The organism is Bacillus sp. JZ105 (genome assembly GCF_053903125.1).
Map to the genome: position 1 here is coordinate 165,640 of NZ_CP096387.1, position 17,634 is coordinate 183,273.

At 45.8% G+C, this 17,634-nt stretch carries 9 protein-coding genes, 7 tRNA genes and 3 rRNA genes; 13 read left to right on the forward strand and 6 right to left on the reverse strand.

The features are described 5' to 3' along the window. Positions 1–150 precede the first annotated feature (150 nt). The 7 genes from M1D81_RS00970 (at position 151) to M1D81_RS01000 (ending at position 7,999) form a co-directional block, all read left to right on the forward strand. Positions 151–1,699: ribosomal RNA gene (locus tag M1D81_RS00970) — 16S ribosomal RNA — on the forward strand. A gap of 182 nt (positions 1,700–1,881) precedes the next feature. Then, positions 1,882–4,812, forward strand: a 23S ribosomal RNA gene (locus M1D81_RS00975). Between the two features lie 61 nt (positions 4,813–4,873). Further along, a 5S ribosomal RNA gene (gene rrf, locus M1D81_RS00980) occupies positions 4,874–4,989 on the forward strand. Together the 16S, 23S and 5S rRNA genes with 2 tRNA genes alongside form the textbook arrangement of a ribosomal RNA operon. A gap of 42 nt (positions 4,990–5,031) precedes the next feature. Then, positions 5,032–5,106, forward strand: a tRNA-Asn gene (locus M1D81_RS00985). A 1-nt stretch (position 5,107) separates the two neighbouring features. Beyond that, positions 5,108–5,180: transfer RNA gene (locus tag M1D81_RS00990), tRNA-Thr, on the forward strand. Positions 5,181–5,532: 352 nt separating this feature from the next. Next, positions 5,533–6,972 carry a SulP family inorganic anion transporter gene (locus M1D81_RS00995; protein WP_456265917.1) on the forward strand — a complete coding sequence of 480 codons (1,440 nt, stop codon included), beginning with the start codon at positions 5,533–5,535 and terminating at the stop codon, positions 6,970–6,972. Positions 6,973–7,033: 61 nt separating this feature from the next. After that, complete coding sequence (locus tag M1D81_RS01000; protein WP_456265916.1) at positions 7,034–7,999, forward strand: bile acid:sodium symporter family protein; 966 nt, start codon at positions 7,034–7,036, stop codon at positions 7,997–7,999. A 43-nt stretch (positions 8,000–8,042) separates the two neighbouring features. On the opposite strand, the gene M1D81_RS01005 is transcribed toward M1D81_RS01000, so the two are convergent. The 6 genes from M1D81_RS01005 to murQ are packed head-to-tail and all read right to left on the reverse strand — an operon-like array spanning position 8,043 to position 15,772. Beyond that, a complete protein-coding gene (locus tag M1D81_RS01005) occupies positions 8,043–9,248 on the reverse strand; it encodes an exo-beta-N-acetylmuramidase NamZ family protein (RefSeq protein ID WP_456267174.1) in 1,206 nt (401 codons plus the stop codon). 50 nt (positions 9,249–9,298) lie between these two features. Then, positions 9,299–11,218 (reverse strand): glycoside hydrolase family 3 protein, encoded by a 1,920-nt coding sequence (locus M1D81_RS01010; protein ID WP_456265915.1) that lies wholly within the window; start codon positions 11,216–11,218, stop codon positions 9,299–9,301. A gap of 13 nt (positions 11,219–11,231) precedes the next feature. Continuing rightward, positions 11,232–12,587 (reverse strand): penicillin binding protein PBP4B, encoded by a 1,356-nt coding sequence (gene pbp4b / locus M1D81_RS01015; protein ID WP_456265914.1) that lies wholly within the window; start codon positions 12,585–12,587, stop codon positions 11,232–11,234. A gap of 13 nt (positions 12,588–12,600) precedes the next feature. After that, positions 12,601–13,980, reverse strand: coding sequence for a PTS transporter subunit EIIC (locus M1D81_RS01020; RefSeq protein ID WP_024424453.1), 1,380 nt, complete (start codon positions 13,978–13,980; stop codon positions 12,601–12,603). Further along, positions 13,977–14,846 (reverse strand): MurR/RpiR family transcriptional regulator, encoded by an 870-nt coding sequence (locus M1D81_RS01025; protein ID WP_456265913.1) that lies wholly within the window; start codon positions 14,844–14,846, stop codon positions 13,977–13,979. Before M1D81_RS01025 ends, M1D81_RS01020 begins: the two co-directional genes overlap by 4 nt. A gap of 14 nt (positions 14,847–14,860) precedes the next feature. Beyond that, positions 14,861–15,772: an N-acetylmuramic acid 6-phosphate etherase gene (gene murQ / locus M1D81_RS01030; RefSeq protein WP_456265912.1), complete on the reverse strand. Its 912-nt coding sequence runs from the start codon at positions 15,770–15,772 to the stop codon at positions 14,861–14,863. 220 nt (positions 15,773–15,992) lie between these two features. On the opposite strand from murQ, the gene M1D81_RS01035 reads away from it, so the two are divergent. The 6 genes from M1D81_RS01035 to rocF all read left to right on the forward strand — a co-directional run bounded on the left by M1D81_RS01035 (position 15,993) and on the right by rocF (position 17,462). Continuing rightward, positions 15,993–16,067, forward strand: a tRNA-Glu gene (locus M1D81_RS01035). A gap of 6 nt (positions 16,068–16,073) precedes the next feature. Beyond that, positions 16,074–16,149 (forward strand) — tRNA-Val (locus tag M1D81_RS01040). 3 nt (positions 16,150–16,152) lie between these two features. Next, positions 16,153–16,225 (forward strand) — tRNA-Thr (locus M1D81_RS01045). A 28-nt stretch (positions 16,226–16,253) separates the two neighbouring features. Then, positions 16,254–16,338, forward strand: a tRNA-Tyr gene (locus M1D81_RS01050). Positions 16,339–16,342: 4 nt separating this feature from the next. Continuing rightward, a tRNA-Gln gene (locus M1D81_RS01055) sits at positions 16,343–16,414 on the forward strand. A gap of 136 nt (positions 16,415–16,550) precedes the next feature. After that, entirely contained in the window at positions 16,551–17,462 is a 912-nt protein-coding gene (gene rocF / locus M1D81_RS01060) for an arginase (protein ID WP_456265911.1), read from the forward strand. Positions 17,463–17,634 lie beyond the last annotated feature (172 nt).

The following is a 17,634-nucleotide window of genomic DNA, read 5'->3' on the forward strand; positions in this document are numbered from 1 at the left end:
AACAAGACAAAACGTACCTGTTAATTCGAGTTTTTATAAAAAATCCTATGATATTTTATAGGTAGTCAGTCAAACTGGCGAGGCAGGAAATGATCACATGCTAAGTTCGCTACATCGTGTAGCAACGCATGTGTGATATGCATCCTGCATACCTCGGAGAGTTTGATCCTGGCTCAGGACGAACGCTGGCGGCGTGCCTAATACATGCAAGTCGAGCGGACAGAAGGGAGCTTGCTCCCGGATGTTAGCGGCGGACGGGTGAGTAACACGTGGGTAACCTGCCTGTAAGACTGGGATAACTCCGGGAAACCGGAGCTAATACCGGATAGTTCCTTGAACCGCATGGTTCAAGGATGAAAGACGGTTTCGGCTGTCACTTACAGATGGACCCGCGGCGCATTAGCTAGTTGGTGGGGTAATGGCTCACCAAGGCGACGATGCGTAGCCGACCTGAGAGGGTGATCGGCCACACTGGGACTGAGACACGGCCCAGACTCCTACGGGAGGCAGCAGTAGGGAATCTTCCGCAATGGACGAAAGTCTGACGGAGCAACGCCGCGTGAGTGATGAAGGTTTTCGGATCGTAAAGCTCTGTTGTTAGGGAAGAACAAGTGCGAGAGTAACTGCTCGCACCTTGACGGTACCTAACCAGAAAGCCACGGCTAACTACGTGCCAGCAGCCGCGGTAATACGTAGGTGGCAAGCGTTGTCCGGAATTATTGGGCGTAAAGGGCTCGCAGGCGGTTTCTTAAGTCTGATGTGAAAGCCCCCGGCTCAACCGGGGAGGGTCATTGGAAACTGGGAAACTTGAGTGCAGAAGAGGAGAGTGGAATTCCACGTGTAGCGGTGAAATGCGTAGAGATGTGGAGGAACACCAGTGGCGAAGGCGACTCTCTGGTCTGTAACTGACGCTGAGGAGCGAAAGCGTGGGGAGCGAACAGGATTAGATACCCTGGTAGTCCACGCCGTAAACGATGAGTGCTAAGTGTTAGGGGGTTTCCGCCCCTTAGTGCTGCAGCTAACGCATTAAGCACTCCGCCTGGGGAGTACGGTCGCAAGACTGAAACTCAAAGGAATTGACGGGGGCCCGCACAAGCGGTGGAGCATGTGGTTTAATTCGAAGCAACGCGAAGAACCTTACCAGGTCTTGACATCCTCTGACAACCCTAGAGATAGGGCTTTCCCTTCGGGGACAGAGTGACAGGTGGTGCATGGTTGTCGTCAGCTCGTGTCGTGAGATGTTGGGTTAAGTCCCGCAACGAGCGCAACCCTTGATCTTAGTTGCCAGCATTCAGTTGGGCACTCTAAGGTGACTGCCGGTGACAAACCGGAGGAAGGTGGGGATGACGTCAAATCATCATGCCCCTTATGACCTGGGCTACACACGTGCTACAATGGACAGAACAAAGGGCTGCAAGACCGCAAGGTTTAGCCAATCCCATAAATCTGTTCTCAGTTCGGATCGCAGTCTGCAACTCGACTGCGTGAAGCTGGAATCGCTAGTAATCGCGGATCAGCATGCCGCGGTGAATACGTTCCCGGGCCTTGTACACACCGCCCGTCACACCACGAGAGTTTGCAACACCCGAAGTCGGTGAGGTAACCTTTATGGAGCCAGCCGCCGAAGGTGGGGCAGATGATTGGGGTGAAGTCGTAACAAGGTAGCCGTATCGGAAGGTGCGGCTGGATCACCTCCTTTCTAAGGATATATGGAGCAGCGTACGTTTTCGTCTTGTTTAGTTTTGAAGGATCATTCCTTCAAAACATGTCTCTAGCGAGACAGGATTGTTCTTTGAAAACTAGATAACAATAAGTAATACATTCACATTGAATGCAATGCAAAGTTCATCACACATAGTGATTCTTTCTAAAGTAAGAAATGGTTAAGTTAGAAAGGGCGCACGGTGGATGCCTTGGCACTAGGAGCCGATGAAGGACGGGACGAACACCGATATGCTTCGGGGAGCTGTAAGCAAGCTTTGATCCGGAGATTTCCGAATGGGGAAACCCACTGCTCGTAATGGAGTAGTATCCATACTTGAATACATAGAGTATGAGAAGGCATACCCGGGGAACTGAAACATCTAAGTACCCGGAGGAAGAGAAAGCAAATGCGATTCCCTGAGTAGCGGCGAGCGAAACGGGAACAGCCCAAACCAAGAGGCTTGCCTCTTGGGGTTGTAGGACACTCTATACGGAGTTACAAAGGAATGATATAAGCGAAGAGGTCTGGAAAGGCCCGCCAAAGAAGGTAACAGCCCTGTAACTGAAATGTCATTCTCTCCAGAGTGGATCCTGAGTACGGCGGAACACGTGAAATTCCGTCGGAATCCGGGAGGACCATCTCCCAAGGCTAAATACTCCCTAGTGACCGATAGTGAACCAGTACCGTGAGGGAAAGGTGAAAAGCACCCCGGAAGGGGAGTGAAATAGATCCTGAAACCGTGTGCCTACAAGTAGTCAGAGCCCGTTAACGGGTGATGGCGTGCCTTTTGTAGAATGAACCGGCGAGTTACGATCCCGTGCAAGGTTAAGCAGAAGATGCGGAGCCGCAGCGAAAGCGAGTCTGAATAGGGCGCATGAGTACGTGGTCGTAGACCCGAAACCAGGTGATCTACCCATGTCCAGGGTGAAGTTCAGGTAACACTGAATGGAGGCCCGAACCCACGCACGTTGAAAAGTGCGGGGATGAGGTGTGGGTAGGGGTGAAATGCCAATCGAACCTGGAGATAGCTGGTTCTCTCCGAAATAGCTTTAGGGCTAGCCTCAAGGTAAGAGTCTCGGAGGTAGAGCACTGATTGGACTAGGGGCCCCTACCGGGTTACCGAATTCAGTCAAACTCCGAATGCCGATGACTTATCCTTGGGAGTCAGACTGCGAGTGATAAGATCCGTAGTCGAAAGGGAAACAGCCCAGACCGCCAGCTAAGGTCCCAAAGTATACGTTAAGTGGAAAAGGATGTGGAGTTGCTTAGACAACCAGGATGTTGGCTTAGAAGCAGCCACCATTTAAAGAGTGCGTAATAGCTCACTGGTCGAGTGACTCTGCGCCGAAAATGTACCGGGGCTAAACGTATCACCGAAGCTGCGGACTGTTCTTGCGAACAGTGGTAGGAGAGCGTTCTAAGGGCTGTGAAGCCAGACCGGAAGGACTGGTGGAGCGCTTAGAAGTGAGAATGCCGGTATGAGTAGCGAAAGACGGGTGAGAATCCCGTCCACCGAATGCCTAAGGTTTCCTGAGGAAGGCTCGTCCGCTCAGGGTTAGTCGGGACCTAAGCCGAGGCCGAAAGGCGTAGGCGATGGACAACAGGTTGATATTCCTGTACCACCTCCTCACCATTTGAGCAATGGGGGGACGCAGGAGGATAGGGTAAGCGCGGTATTGGATATCCGCGTCCAAGCAGTTAGGCTGGGAAATAGGCAAATCCGTTTCCCGTAAAGGCTGAGCTGTGATGGCGAGCGAAATTTAGTAGCGAAGTTCCTGATTCCACACTGCCAAGAAAAGCCTCTAGCGAGGTGAGAGGTGCCCGTACCGCAAACCGACACAGGTAGGCGAGGAGAGAATCCTAAGGTGATCGAGAGAACTCTCGTTAAGGAACTCGGCAAAATGACCCCGTAACTTCGGGAGAAGGGGTGCTTCTTAGGGTGTTAAAGCCCCGAGAAGCCGCAGTGAATAGGCCCAGGCGACTGTTTAGCAAAAACACAGGTCTCTGCGAAGCCGTAAGGCGAAGTATAGGGGCTGACGCCTGCCCGGTGCTGGAAGGTTAAGAGGAGCGCTTAGCGTAAGCGAAGGTGCGAATTGAAGCCCCAGTAAACGGCGGCCGTAACTATAACGGTCCTAAGGTAGCGAAATTCCTTGTCGGGTAAGTTCCGACCCGCACGAAAGGCGCAACGATCTGGGCACTGTCTCAACGAGAGACTCGGTGAAATTATAGTACCTGTGAAGATGCAGGTTACCCGCGACAGGACGGAAAGACCCCGTGGAGCTTTACTGCAGCCTGATATTGAATGTTGGTACAGCTTGTACAGGATAGGTAGGAGCCTTGGAAACCGGAGCGCTAGCTTCGGTGGAGGCATCGGTGGGATACTACCCTGGCTGTATTGACCTTCTAACCCGCTGCCCTTATCGGGCAGGGAGACAGTGTCAGGTGGGCAGTTTGACTGGGGCGGTCGCCTCCTAAAATGTAACGGAGGCGCCCAAAGGTTCCCTCAGAATGGTTGGAAATCATTCGCAGAGTGTAAAGGCACAAGGGAGCTTGACTGCGAGACCTACAAGTCGAGCAGGGACGAAAGTCGGGCTTAGTGATCCGGTGGTTCCGCATGGAAGGGCCATCGCTCAACGGATAAAAGCTACCCCGGGGATAACAGGCTTATCTCCCCCAAGAGTCCACATCGACGGGGAGGTTTGGCACCTCGATGTCGGCTCATCGCATCCTGGGGCTGTAGTCGGTCCCAAGGGTTGGGCTGTTCGCCCATTAAAGCGGTACGCGAGCTGGGTTCAGAACGTCGTGAGACAGTTCGGTCCCTATCCGTCGCGGGCGCAGGAAATTTGAGAGGAGCTGTCCTTAGTACGAGAGGACCGGGATGGACGCACCGCTGGTGTACCAGTTGTTCTGCCAAGGGCATCGCTGGGTAGCTATGTGCGGACGGGATAAGTGCTGAAAGCATCTAAGCATGAAGCCCCCCTCAAGATGAGATTTCCCATTCCGCAAGGAAGTAAGATCCCTGAAAGATGATCAGGTTGATAGGTCTGAGGTGGAAGCGTGGTGACACGTGGAGCTGACAGATACTAATAGATCGAGGACTTAACCTATATTCTATTGTGAAGCATGAACATTGTTATCTAGTTTTGAGAGAACATTCTCTCCATCAGGTTTGGTGGCGATAGCGAAGAGGTCACACCCGTTCCCATACCGAACACGGAAGTTAAGCTCTTCAGCGCCGATGGTAGTTGGGGGTTTCCCCCTGTGAGAGTAGGACGCCGCCAAGCTTTTTATTTATATCCTTCCAATGGAAGAAGTTACTTTATCATTCCGCAGTAGCTCAGTGGTAGAGCTATCGGCTGTTAACCGATCGGTCGTAGGTTCGAGTCCTACCTGCGGAGCCATGCTTCCATAGCTCAGTAGGTAGAGCACTTCCATGGTAAGGAAGAGGTCAGCGGTTCGAGCCCGCTTGGAAGCTTTCCTCTATATGTTGATATAACAAGGTTTCTCGATGATGAGAAGGCTTTTTTTGTTTGTTTATATATATTGAACTGCTCGATGATCAGTAGACTGATGACATTAGGAAAAGGAATAAAACGACTTGCACAGAAGTGTTGCATCGATTTTTTACTTATCCCTTCTTTTTGTTCTTGATTCTTCATTCTCTTTCTTTTATTCTTACTAAAGTGATATCCTCTATATTAAAAGACTCTGTACGTTCCTCTTTTCCCTCGAAAGTGAAGTATCGTTTGTTTTCCCTTTCTTTATCTCCAGGTATAGTTGATCTTCTTTTTCCATGTACGGTATGTATATAAAAAGGAGTAGATGGTTTGAAAGATTTATTTGTAAAGCAAGAATGGTTTGGACATGTACGTCAGGACGTGCTTGCGGGTATATTAGTCGCACTGGCTTTAATTCCTGAGGCAATTGCGTTTTCGATTATTGCGGGCGTTGATCCGAAGGTCGGCTTGTATGCATCATTTTGTATCGCGATTGTGATTTCGTTTGTGGGTGGACGCCCAGGCATGATTTCGGCTGCAACAGGGGCTATGGCTCTCGTCATGGTTAACTTGGTCGCTGATCATGGGTTGCAATATTTGTTTGCAGCTACGATTTTGACGGGTTTGATTCAAATTGTGTTTGGATTGTGCCGAGTGTCTCGTTTGATGAAATTTATTCCGAGGTCCGTCATGGTTGGCTTTGTTAATGCGTTGGCTATTATGATCTTCATGGCTCAGCTTCCACATTTCGTTGGGGAATCAATGGCTATGTATATGATGACAGGGGGCGCCTTGCTGATCATTTATTTATTGCCTATGGTGATAAAGGTGATACCTTCCCCACTCATTGCCATTATTGTAATGACGATATTGGCCGTATTTGGACATATTGATGTTAGAACAGTTGGAGATATGGGAGAGCTTCCTAGTTCTTTGCCTGTTTTTCTGATACCTCAAGTTCCGTTTAACTGGGAAACACTTGCTATCATTTTTCCTTATTCTTTAGCACTTGCGATGGTTGGTTTACTTGAGTCTCTTTTAACCGCACAGATTGTCGATGATATGACAGAGACGTCTAGTAATAAGAACAAGGAAGCGAGAGGTCAAGGGATTGCCAATGTGGTTGCGGGATTCTTTGGTGGTATGGCTGGCTGTGCGATGATTGGCCAATCTGTGATTAATACGAAGGCAGGAGGACGAGGCCGGCTTTCTACCTTTGTAGCAGGTGCTTTTTTAATGGTGCTGATTTTTGTACTAGGTGATGTCGTGGTTCAAATTCCGATGGCTGCTCTAGTGGCTGTGATGTTCATGGTTTCCATTGGCACATTTGATTGGAGTTCCTTTCAGCAGCTAAAAAAGAATCCGAAAACAGATTCTATTGTGATGGTTGTCACGGTCGTGACGGTGGTGATGACTCATGATTTATCAAAAGGCGTTTTTGCAGGTGTACTGCTTAGTGCGGTATTCTTTGTCGCAAAGATATCGAAGCTTCATATTACGTCTAAAGAAAGCCAGACAGGCATTTGGGTATATCGAGTTAAAGGTCAAATTTTCTTTGCTTCTGTCACTGATTTGATCCAAGCTTTCCATCAGGGGAAAGAACTCCAATCTGTTGTGATTGATTTGTCTGAAGCGCGTATATGGGATGAATCAGGCGTAGCAGCAATAGAACGTATAAAGGAGAGGTATCAAGCAAATGGCGTCCAAGTGGACGTAGTTGGAATGGATACATCAAGTCAAAAGCTTATGAAACAAGTGAATGGTTCTTAAAAAGGCCTTTTTGTTTGTTACAATAGTAAAGGTAAGAAAGTGAAGGATGGAGGTGGCCGGCATGCTTGTGCGTTTGAACCAAGTGCTCGGCCGGATGATGCCGCTCATTACACCTTTTAGTGTGTTACTCGGTGTTTTGTTGGCGGCCTATTTAAAGGATTTTACGTTTTTGGTGCCGTGGGTATTTGCTGTGATGACCTTTGCAGGGAGTTTGTCTTCTACTTTTTCGGCTTTAAAGCATACGGTGATGCACCCATTGCCTTTGATTTTATCGTTTATGATTTTGCACGTGTTGATGCCTCTTTATGCTTGGTCAGCGGGACATCTCATATTTGCAGGTGATGCCATGACGATCACCGGTTTGACACTGGCAATGGTGATTCCCACAGGAGTTTCTAGTTTAATATGGGCGGCAATGTATAAGGGGAATGTTGGGTTAACGTTATCCATTATTTTAATTGATACATTGCTTTCGCCATTGATTGTGCCAGCCAGTTTGTCACTTTTAGCCGGTGCACAGGTTCATATGGACATGGTCGCGATCATGAAAGGGCTGTTTGGGATGGTGGTGCTTCCATCTATTTTAGGGATGCTCGTTCGTCACTATGCAAAGCCTGCTGTGACAAAAATGATCAGTCAGACACTGTCACCTTTTTCAAAAATAGGCTTGTTTGTAGTGGTGTCGATTAACAGTTCTGTTGTTGCGCCATACTTGCGTGAACTGGATGCCGCATTTTTTAGCAAGGCAGCGACTGTGTTTCTCATTGCGATGAGTGGATATGCGTTTGCATGGTTGATTGGAAAGACAATGAAATGTACCCAAGGAGAGATTGTGGCCATCGTGTATACGGGCGGAATGAGAAACATTAGTGCGGGGGCTGTGCTTGCCATTAGCTTTTTCCCGCCTGCTGTCGCTGTTCCTGTGGTGATTGGCATGCTGTTTCAGCAAGTGCTTGCTGCCTTGTTTGGCTTCTTGCTCAATCGTTTTGAGCTGAAAGCACCTGCTGTGACCAAATCTTTCTCATGAAAAAAACCTCCATCCTTTGATAGATGGAGGTTTTTTCTATGATTTAATAGATGAGATATTTTTTTCGCTTCTTTTCGAATGTTTTAAGGTCGTGATGATAGCGTTTCATAATGTGTTTGACGGAAGTTCCTTTATTGATTTCTTCTTTCATCCAGCCATTCCCGATGAGTTTGTCAAAGCTGCCTGTTTGAAGAAACTGAAAGTCATTAGGGTATAAATCATGTATTGCTTTGATAATGGATAACCCCGTTTTCACTGCTTCGAAGGATGAGCGGTCTGTGACGTATAACTGCACACCGTGAGATAGTGTACCGGCATGTTTAGAAAATGTGGGGGTGAATGACACAGGTCTAAATTGAACGCCTTTTAGTTTTAGCTGATTTAAATGATCTGCCAGCTCGCTGCTATTGATATATGGTGCACCAATGAGCTCGAATGGTTTTGTCGTTCCTCTGCCTTCAGAGACATTTGTGCCTTCAATTAATCCTGTGGCAGGATATACAAAGGTACTATCCACTGTTGGCATGTTAGGAGAAGGAAGGACGAACGGCAGCTTTGTATCATCGAATGTCATGGACCGCTTCCAATTTTTCATTTTGATGACTGTTACATCAGCATTGATATGAAACTCTTTGTTAAACAGGTTTGCAAGCTCACCAGTGGTCATTCCATGTCTTAATGGGATTGGATAGAGCCCTACAAATGAGGCGTGTTCAGGCTCTAAAACAGGTCCTTCTACTTTTAGTCCGCCAATGGGATTTGGGCGGTCTAGGACAACAAAGGGAATGTTGTTTTCTTTAGCGGCTTCCATCGCATAGGCCATTGTGTAAATATAGGTGTAATAACGAGCACCAACGTCTTGAATATCAAACAGCAGGACATCTACATTTTTCAGCATTTCAGGAGTTGGTTTTCTTGTTTTTCCATAAAGAGAGTAAACAGGAAGACCTGTTTTTTCATCGGTATAGGATTCGACGCCTTCTCCTGCTTGTGCATCGCCGCGTACGCCGTGTTCAGGTCCATATAAAGCAGTGAGCTTGATATTTGGATGTTCAAATAGGAGATCGACACTGCTTTTCATATTTGCATCAATGCCAGTCGGATTGGTAATGAGACCAACTCTTTTCCCTTTTAGCCATGAAAGGTTGCTTGAGAGAAGTGTTTCAATCCCTGTTTTGACTGCTGCTTTTTTTCCTTTTGTATCTGTTCGTTCTTCTGCGGGAGAGGCGGCGGTCAATGTGCTCATCATGAGAAAGCTTGCGAGTATGAAACTGACTGTTTTCTTCAAGAGAATCCCTCCTATTTGATCTGTTTCCCTTTCAAGTTGAGGCCATAGCCGAATGGGTAAAGGGTTTGATTTGGATGAGTGACAGATGGGATATCAACTGGCAGTTTCCCTTTAGGTGATGCAGCTCCAAATATCACTTCTAGTCCAGCAGGAATATTTGGCTGATTGAATTGTCCGTTTGAGTAGCCTTTAAAACCGTACACAGCTAGTAAGGCATCGGCTTCTTCAAAATTTGCCGCATCATAAGGATTTCTAAGACTCATGATGACCATTTTTTTGTTTTGTGCTGCTGCTTCTTTCATGACAGCACGAGGGAAGGCAGTAGCCCATTTTTTCGGATCCTGGACATTGTCATCAATTACGCCATCATTCACAGCTGGATCATTTTGGACAACGTAAGAGCCAGTGATGACATAGTCAGCTTCTTGAATCAGTTTGGCTGTATCTTTGGTGAACGTTTTATCCGCAAAAGCATATGACTGGATGCGTACAGGCTTGATCTTTTTTTGTTTCATGAGAGATTCGAGTGTGACAGACATTGCTTTTGTCTGATCTTCATAAGGTGCCATGACCACGATTTTGTCATTCTTTTTAGGCTTGAAAGGTAAGGTCTTTTTGTTGTTTTTAAGCAGGGTGATTCCTTCACGTGCCATTTTTTGTTCTGCTTTAAGGTGCGACTTTTTCCCGACGACTTGAGTGGCTTTTTTGATTTTTTTCTCAAGACTGATTGGTTTTTTGGAGGAAATAATGCCGCGTTTGATTTTCAATTGAAGAATTTTTTCGACAGATTCGTTAATCTGAGATATCGGAATCTCTTTCTTTAAAATCGCTTGTTTGACAGCATTGAATACATTCTCTAGGTTTTTCTCTGTTTTTAATGAGGTGACTGGTGCTGGCATGAGAGCGATGTCGACACCTGCTTTAATGGCCATCACTACGGCTTCTTCCTGTCCGAAATTATCTGCAATCGCTTTCATATTTAGAGCGTCTGTCACAACAACACCGTGAAAGCCCATCTCTTCTTTTAATAAGTTTGTGATGACTTTTTTTGATAAGGTTGCTGGAACCATGATGTCCTCGCCATCTTTTTTGCTTCGATACGTTGTGTCATCAATGGCAGGAAATTGCACATGAGCGGTCATGACCATATCTGCACCAGCATTGATCGCTTGTTGGAACGGATATAGCTCAACCTTTTTTAAACGATCTAGGTCATGCTCTACGAGCGGCAAGCCGTAGTGACTATCGACGGCTGTATCACCATGTCCCGGGAAATGTTTTAGTGTAGAAATGGTCTTTTCCTTTTGAAGTCCTTTCATGGTTTGAAGGCCAAGTCTAGAGACAAGAGCAGGATCAGAGCTAAAGGAACGGACACCAATGACGGGGTTGTTTGGGTTATTATTCACATCAAGCACAGGAGAGAAGTTTGTATTGATGCCTAAGGCGTTTAATTCTTTTCCGATGATTTTTCCTGTGTCATATGCATTTTTTTTGCTTCTAGAGGCACCAATCGACATATTTCCTGGGAAATGTGTTCCCTTTTGTAACCTTGTGACGATTCCGCCTTCTTGATCAATGGAAATGAGTAAAGGAATGTTTGGTGATGCTTTTTGAAATTCATGGGTGAGTTTCACGGTTTGTTCCGTATCAACGACATTTTCGGCAAACAAGATGACACCGCCTAGATGATATTTTTCTACAAGATGAGATACTTCGTTATTCATCTTTGTGAAGCCTGTAGGTGCGGATTCATCTTTTGTTTGCCAATTGCGAAAGTCCGGCATGAGCATTTGACCTATCTTTTCATCCAGTGACATGTCTTGAACCATTTGTTTAGCGGTTGGCAGAGAGGCAGAGCTAACCTTTTCCGTTGGAATGGAAGAGGTTAGCAGGGCTAAAACCAGTGCAGCGGGGAAGAGAGCTTTCAACATCGAATTCCTCCTTTTACTGAAAAGATTCGTAGATTGCGGTCATGATGCTTCCATAAGTACCAGTTGGGAACAGGTCGCCTTCAAATTGATTAGGATTTGTTTCTGGTGAAACAACGGGTGAATGTTTCTTATTCGTCAGCAACACGACACCTAAATTGTGTTTAGGATCAATCAACGTCATTGTGCCGGTCCAGCCAGTATGCCCATAGGCTTCGTTACTTGCATATTTTCCAAACATCCATTCCATGTCAGTATGACCGTTTTTTCGCCAGCCTAGCCCGTAAGTTGGGTTCGTATCAGATGAGGCTGTAAAGAGATCGATAGAAGCCTGATCAAAAATGGTTGTTTTTCCATAGCCTCCTTTATTAAGCATCAGCTGAAGCAGCACGGCCATATCTGAGGTGTTCGAGAAAAGTCCAGCGTGGCCGGAGATACCTGCCATTGAGTAATATGCTTTCTCGTCGTGTACTTCACCTAGCAGGGTGTACCGTCGGATGTTTTCAAAATCGATGACACCGTCTCGTGCATTGCCTAAACGTTCCGTTGCTGCAAAATGCTTCGGCTTGAACCCTTTTTGCAGCGGATTGAACATTGTATGTTTGAGACCTAGCGGCCGATAAATTGTTGACTCGACATATTGATCAAGAGGCATGCCTGTTTTCTTTTCGATGATCATGCCTAGCAGCATGTAATCAATGTCACTGTAAATGTGCTGGGTACCTGGCTTGTATTGCAGCGGTACCTTTGGCAGCCATTTCATCGTTGTTTTTCTGTCTTGAGAATAAAAAGTGCCAGCTGATTCTTTGCTATAAAATAAGACACTGGAAGGGAGACCCGCAGAATGGGTGAGAAGATCTTTTACCCGAAGCTGGTCTTTACCGGTTACCTTTGCATCAGGTTCATCCTGAAAATCTGGAAGGATGGTCTGTATTTTTTCGTTGACATCAAGTTTTTTCTCGTAGACAAGCTTTTGCAGGGCATAATTGGTCGCATACATTTTTGTATTGGATGCCAAATCGAATAGTGTATCTTTTTTCATTTTTTTATACGATTTGAGTTCTGTTGTGCCATCGTATTTTTGCCGGTAGCCATAGGCTTTTTGATGGACCATCTTTCCGTCCTTGATAATGATGAGAGCGGCTCCTGGAAATCCTGCTTTGATGTCATTTTGAATCATTTGATCAACCTTCCTCAGCTGCCTGGAAGAAACACCTGCTTGTTCCGGTCGTTTTGCTTTTTTTAAAACGGGATATTCTTCAGGAGCTGTTTTAGACAAAGACGATACAGGATGGGAGCTAGTTGCAAATGTTTGTACTGGTAACCCAAGGAGCATGAACAGACATGTGATCAAAAGAAAACATTTCTTCAAGGTCTAGTCCTCCTTATTGATTGTGATCCTCGAATTCAACAGCCATATCATCATGAAATCCAAATAAGTATGTGAAGAAAAAACCAGCAACATATGCGATAAATAATCCAATTAAGTAAAGAAGCATTTGATGTGTGTGAACAATAAAGGTTAATGGAAGACCGGATACCCCGATGGCTTTCGTCGCAATTTGGAAGTAGGCTTGAAATGCGCCGCCGATTCCTGCACCAAGACAAGCGGTGAGAAATGGTCGTCCCAGCGGGAGTGTGACACCAAAAATGAGTGGTTCGCCAATGCCCAGCATCCCTGAAGGAAGTCCGCCAGCAATGGCTCTTTTGAGTTTTTTCTTTTTTGTTTTCATATAAATGGCGAATGCAGCGCCGACCTGTCCTGCACCGCCCATAGCGAGAATTGGCAGAAGCGGGTCATCTCCAATTGAATTGATGAGTTCCATATGAATCGGTGTCAGCCCTTGGTGAAGTCCTGTTACAACAAGTGGGAGGAAGGTAGCACCAAGAACAAATCCTGCGAAAATTCCGCCCATATTCAATAGATAAGTCAGTCCTGAGGTGATGGCATCAGATATAAATCCGCCGACTGGCATGAAGACAACGTACGTGAAAATGCCTGTAATGAGCAGTGTGATGGTTGGTGTGACGATGATATCAAGTGATTGCGGGACGAAGCGTCTAATTCGGGTTTCCACAAGTGCCATAAAGATGGCGGCTAGAAGAACACCGATGAGTCCGCCTCTGCCTGGTAGAATATTTGTGCCAAATAACATAATGTCTGCGGAGGCTGGGTTAATAATAAGGATACCAGCTAATGCGCCTAATGCAGGAGAGCCTCCAAATTCCTTTGCGGCATTTGTTCCGACTAATATCCCGAGATAAGCGAAAAGGCCAGACCCTATAACCGTTAAAATAATCGCAGCTTGAGATTTTTCGTCAAGCCAGCCTGCTTGCACGATTGCTTTTGTTATCCCGGTAATCAGACCTGAGGCAACTAGTGCCGGAATAATTGGAATGAAAATGCTGGCAATCCGCCGTAAGAACAGCTTGAACGGTGTACGGTTCTTTTGTGAAATGGCTTGCTTGTTTTTTTGTGCTTCGTTGTTTAAATCATAAGAGCCAGAGGCATTTAGCAGCTCTTCAAACGCACTGGATACTTGGTTGACAACGCCAGTGCCTAAAATGATTTGAAGCGTTTCTGCTTCGACGACGCCAATGACGCCATCGAGTTCTTTGATTGCTGTGACGTGAACTTTTTCATTGTCCATCGGTGTAATTCGGAGCCTTGTCATACAATGTGTATGGGAAGAGATATTTTCAGAACCACCACAGAGTGAAAGAATGTCTTTCGCCAACTGCTGATATTTCTTTTGATGACTCATGTTGAATCCCCCTTTGATTTTCGTTTCATGGAGCGGATGGCTTGCCTTGTTTTGTCAATATATTGGGCTGTCTCTTCATATTGACGAGAAGCTAAACTGAGGAACAAGACATCAATTAAGTAGAGCTGTGCCATTCTAGAGGAAGTGGCAGCACTGCGAAAAGGTGCTTCATTGGAACCGGACGTCGATAGGTGAACATCACATAAAGCAGAAACGCTTGTATGACCTGGATGTGTTAAAGCAATGGTTTTCACTTGATTGTCTTTTGCGAGCTGAAGGGCTTGAATGATGTCTAACGTTTCTCCTGAAAAGGAGATCCCAAACACAATGTCATTCTCACCCGCATTTGCAATGACCGTAGATGCAATGTGCATGTCAGTGAAGGCTGTTGCTGCATAGTTAATTCTGAGAAATTTCTGCTGGGCATCAGCTGCGACGATGCCAGATGCACCAACACCGATAAAATGAATTTGGTTTGCATGCAGCAGTAATTGAACAGCCTTTTCTAAAGCATCTGCATTTAAAATAGAAGCGGTGTCCTTAATCGATTGAATCGAGTTTCCTGCTGTTTTTTGAATAATGGATTGAAGCGGTTCATCTTGTTCGATATCTCTGTAGCCTTGTTTATCGTCATGTATCAAGTCTCCAGCGATCCGCATTTTTAAATCTTGATAGCCATCCAGCCCGAGAGATTTACAAAGGCGGATGACTGCAGAGCTGCTTGCGCCGGCTGCCTGACTAATTTCATGTACTGTGCTTTTAATGACTTTGTCAGGATGGGCAAGGATATAGTCTGCAATGATTTTTTCAGATTGGGGAAGCTTTGATTTGATTGTGTGTAGTAGGGTAAGTCCACCTGCTGACATGAGCTCTGCCTCCTTTAGGACTGATAACGTGAGATCGCTTTGTCAATATGGCCATTCGTTTTGTTAAGTAAATCTTTGGCTGTTTTCTTGTCTGTGTTTGTTTGGAGCATGACGATGGCCGTTTTGACTTCTAAGTCTGCTGCTTCAAGAGTCTTTACGGCTTGTTCGTAGGAAGCATTTGTCACATGTTGAATGATGGTGATGGCGCGTTCTTTTAATTTATGATTGCTGACTTTTACATCAACCATCAAGTTTTCATATACTTTGCCTTGTCTGATCATGACTGAGGTGGAAAGCATATTTAAAATCATTTTATGAGCGGATGCTGCTTTCATTCTTGTTGACCCAGTGATGGCTTCTGGTCCTACAATAACCTCAATGGCGCAATCTGCAAGCTCGCTAATTTCTGCTTGTTCATTGCAGCTGAGGGCTACTGTTTTCGCTCCAATTGACTTTGCGTAGTTTAAAGCGCCGATGATATAAGGTGTTCTGCCGCTTGCGGCAATACCGACGACTGTATCTTTTGATGTCAGGTGGATGTGTACTAAATCCTGTTTGCCGGCTTCTTCACTGTCTTCCACATCTTCGGCAGCTTGAGAAAAAGCTGAGTCTCCGCCTGCCATGATGCCTACAATGACATCAGGTGAGACGCTATAGGTTGGGGGACATTCGACAGCATCCATTACGCCGATTCTGCCGCTTGTTCCGGCGCCTAAATAAACGAGTCTGCCTCCATTTGAGATGGATTCATAAGCAAAGTCACTTGCTGTTTTGACATGTGGAAGTACAAGGTTGACTGCTTGAGCGACCTTCATATCTTCTTCATTGATCATCTGGAGTATTTCAAGCGGATCCGCTTGGGAAATTCCCATTGTGTTGGGGTTTCTTGATTCTGTTGTCAAAGAACGCAGTTGAGATGGCTGCATGTGACATACCTCCTTATTTCTTCATTTTCAGTATATTGAGTATGATATGAAATTTCAATATTATATTTGAATATTGAAATTATATTTCAGTCGAAATGTTGAACGAATAGGGAGTAAATAGTTAGAAAATAAAAAAAATAAAAATCCCCTTTACAAAAGGGGGACAACCTGTATATAATAACTTTTGTCAGCTTCACGGAAACAACAAACTTGACAAACTGGCCCGTTGGTCAAGCGGTTAAGACACCGCCCTTTCACGGCGGTAACACGGGTTCGAATCCCGTACGGGTCACCATGATGTGGAGGATTAGCTCAGCTGGGAGAGCATCTGCCTTACAAGCAGAGGGTCGGCGGTTCGAGCCCGTCATCCTCCACCATATGCCGGTGTAGCTCAACTGGTAGAGCAACTGACTTGTAATCAGTAGGTTGGGGGTTCAAGTCCTCTTGCCGGCACTGTTTTTTCTTTATCAATTCCATATGTGGAGGGGTAGCGAAGTGGCTAAACGCGGCGGACTGTAAATCCGCTCCCTCCGGGTTCGGCGGTTCGAATCCGTCCCCCTCCACCATTTTTGGGCTATAGCCAAGCGGTAAGGCAACGGACTTTGACTCCGTCATGCGTTGGTTCGAATCCAGCTAGCCCAGTTAAGACACCTTTTTGAAAAAGGTGTCTTTTTTTATGTTGGCAGAGGGACTGTATAACTATTCAAAATGTTGTCGAGTTGAGTCAGAAGGCATCAAGAAAGTAAAATATAAGCATGAACGGAAAGGGGATGTACATATGGGAGAGCAAAAGCAGGTCACGATTATTGGAGTTCCAATGGATTTGGGTCAAATGAGAAGGGGCGTCGATATGGGGCCGAGTGCGATTCGTTGTGCAGGCGTAAAAGAAAAATTGGAAACGCTCTCATTTGATGTAGAGGATCTTGGAGATATTCCGGTTGAACAAAGAGATGATGAGAAAGGTTTATATACAAGTGAAAAGCTGAAAAATTTGACTGAGAATGCTGGTGCGAATCATCTGCTTGCTGAGAAGGTTGACAGTATTGTGCAATCTGGTTCGTTTCCGCTCATTTTAGGCGGTGATCACAGCATTGCGATTGGCACACTTGCTGGAGTAGCCAAGCATTATGACAACTTAGGTGTCATTTGGTATGATGCACACGGGGATTTGAATACGGAGGAAACCTCTCCTTCTGGAAATATTCATGGCATGCCGCTTGCTGTCAGTCTCGGTTTTGGGCATGAAGATTTAACGAACATTGGCGGTTATTCGCCTAAATTGAAGCCTGAAAATGTCGTTATAATTGGTGCTCGATCTTTAGATGAAGGAGAGCGGGCATTGATTCGAGAGAAAGGCATTAAAGTGTATACGATGCATGAAATTGATCGTTTAGGGATGACAAGGGTGATGGAGGAAGCCATTGCGTATCTAAAGGAAAGAACAGATGGTGTCCATCTGTCGCTTGATTTAGACGGACTAGACCCAGCGGAATGCCCTGGTGTAGGTACTCCGGTAGCAGGCGGCATTAGTTACCGGGAGAGTCATCTCGCAATGGAGCTTTTAGAGGAGGCGGGTATTTTAACGTCTGCTGAATTTGTTGAAGTAAATCCGGTATTAGATGAGAAAAACAAAACCGCAGAAGCGGCAGTTGCATTAATTGGTTCATTAATGGGTGAAAAGCTATTGTAGAGCGGGACTTGTGCCCGTTCTTTTTTTGTTTTGGAAAAATTTAAGGATATGTTAAGGTTTTTACCGGTTGATAAGCGTAACACACTGTCAAAAATTTGTTACACTATTTTTTAGAGGAGAATGAAACCTTTTGGAAAGAGGTTCGTATACATAAAGACCGGTGAAGGCAGAG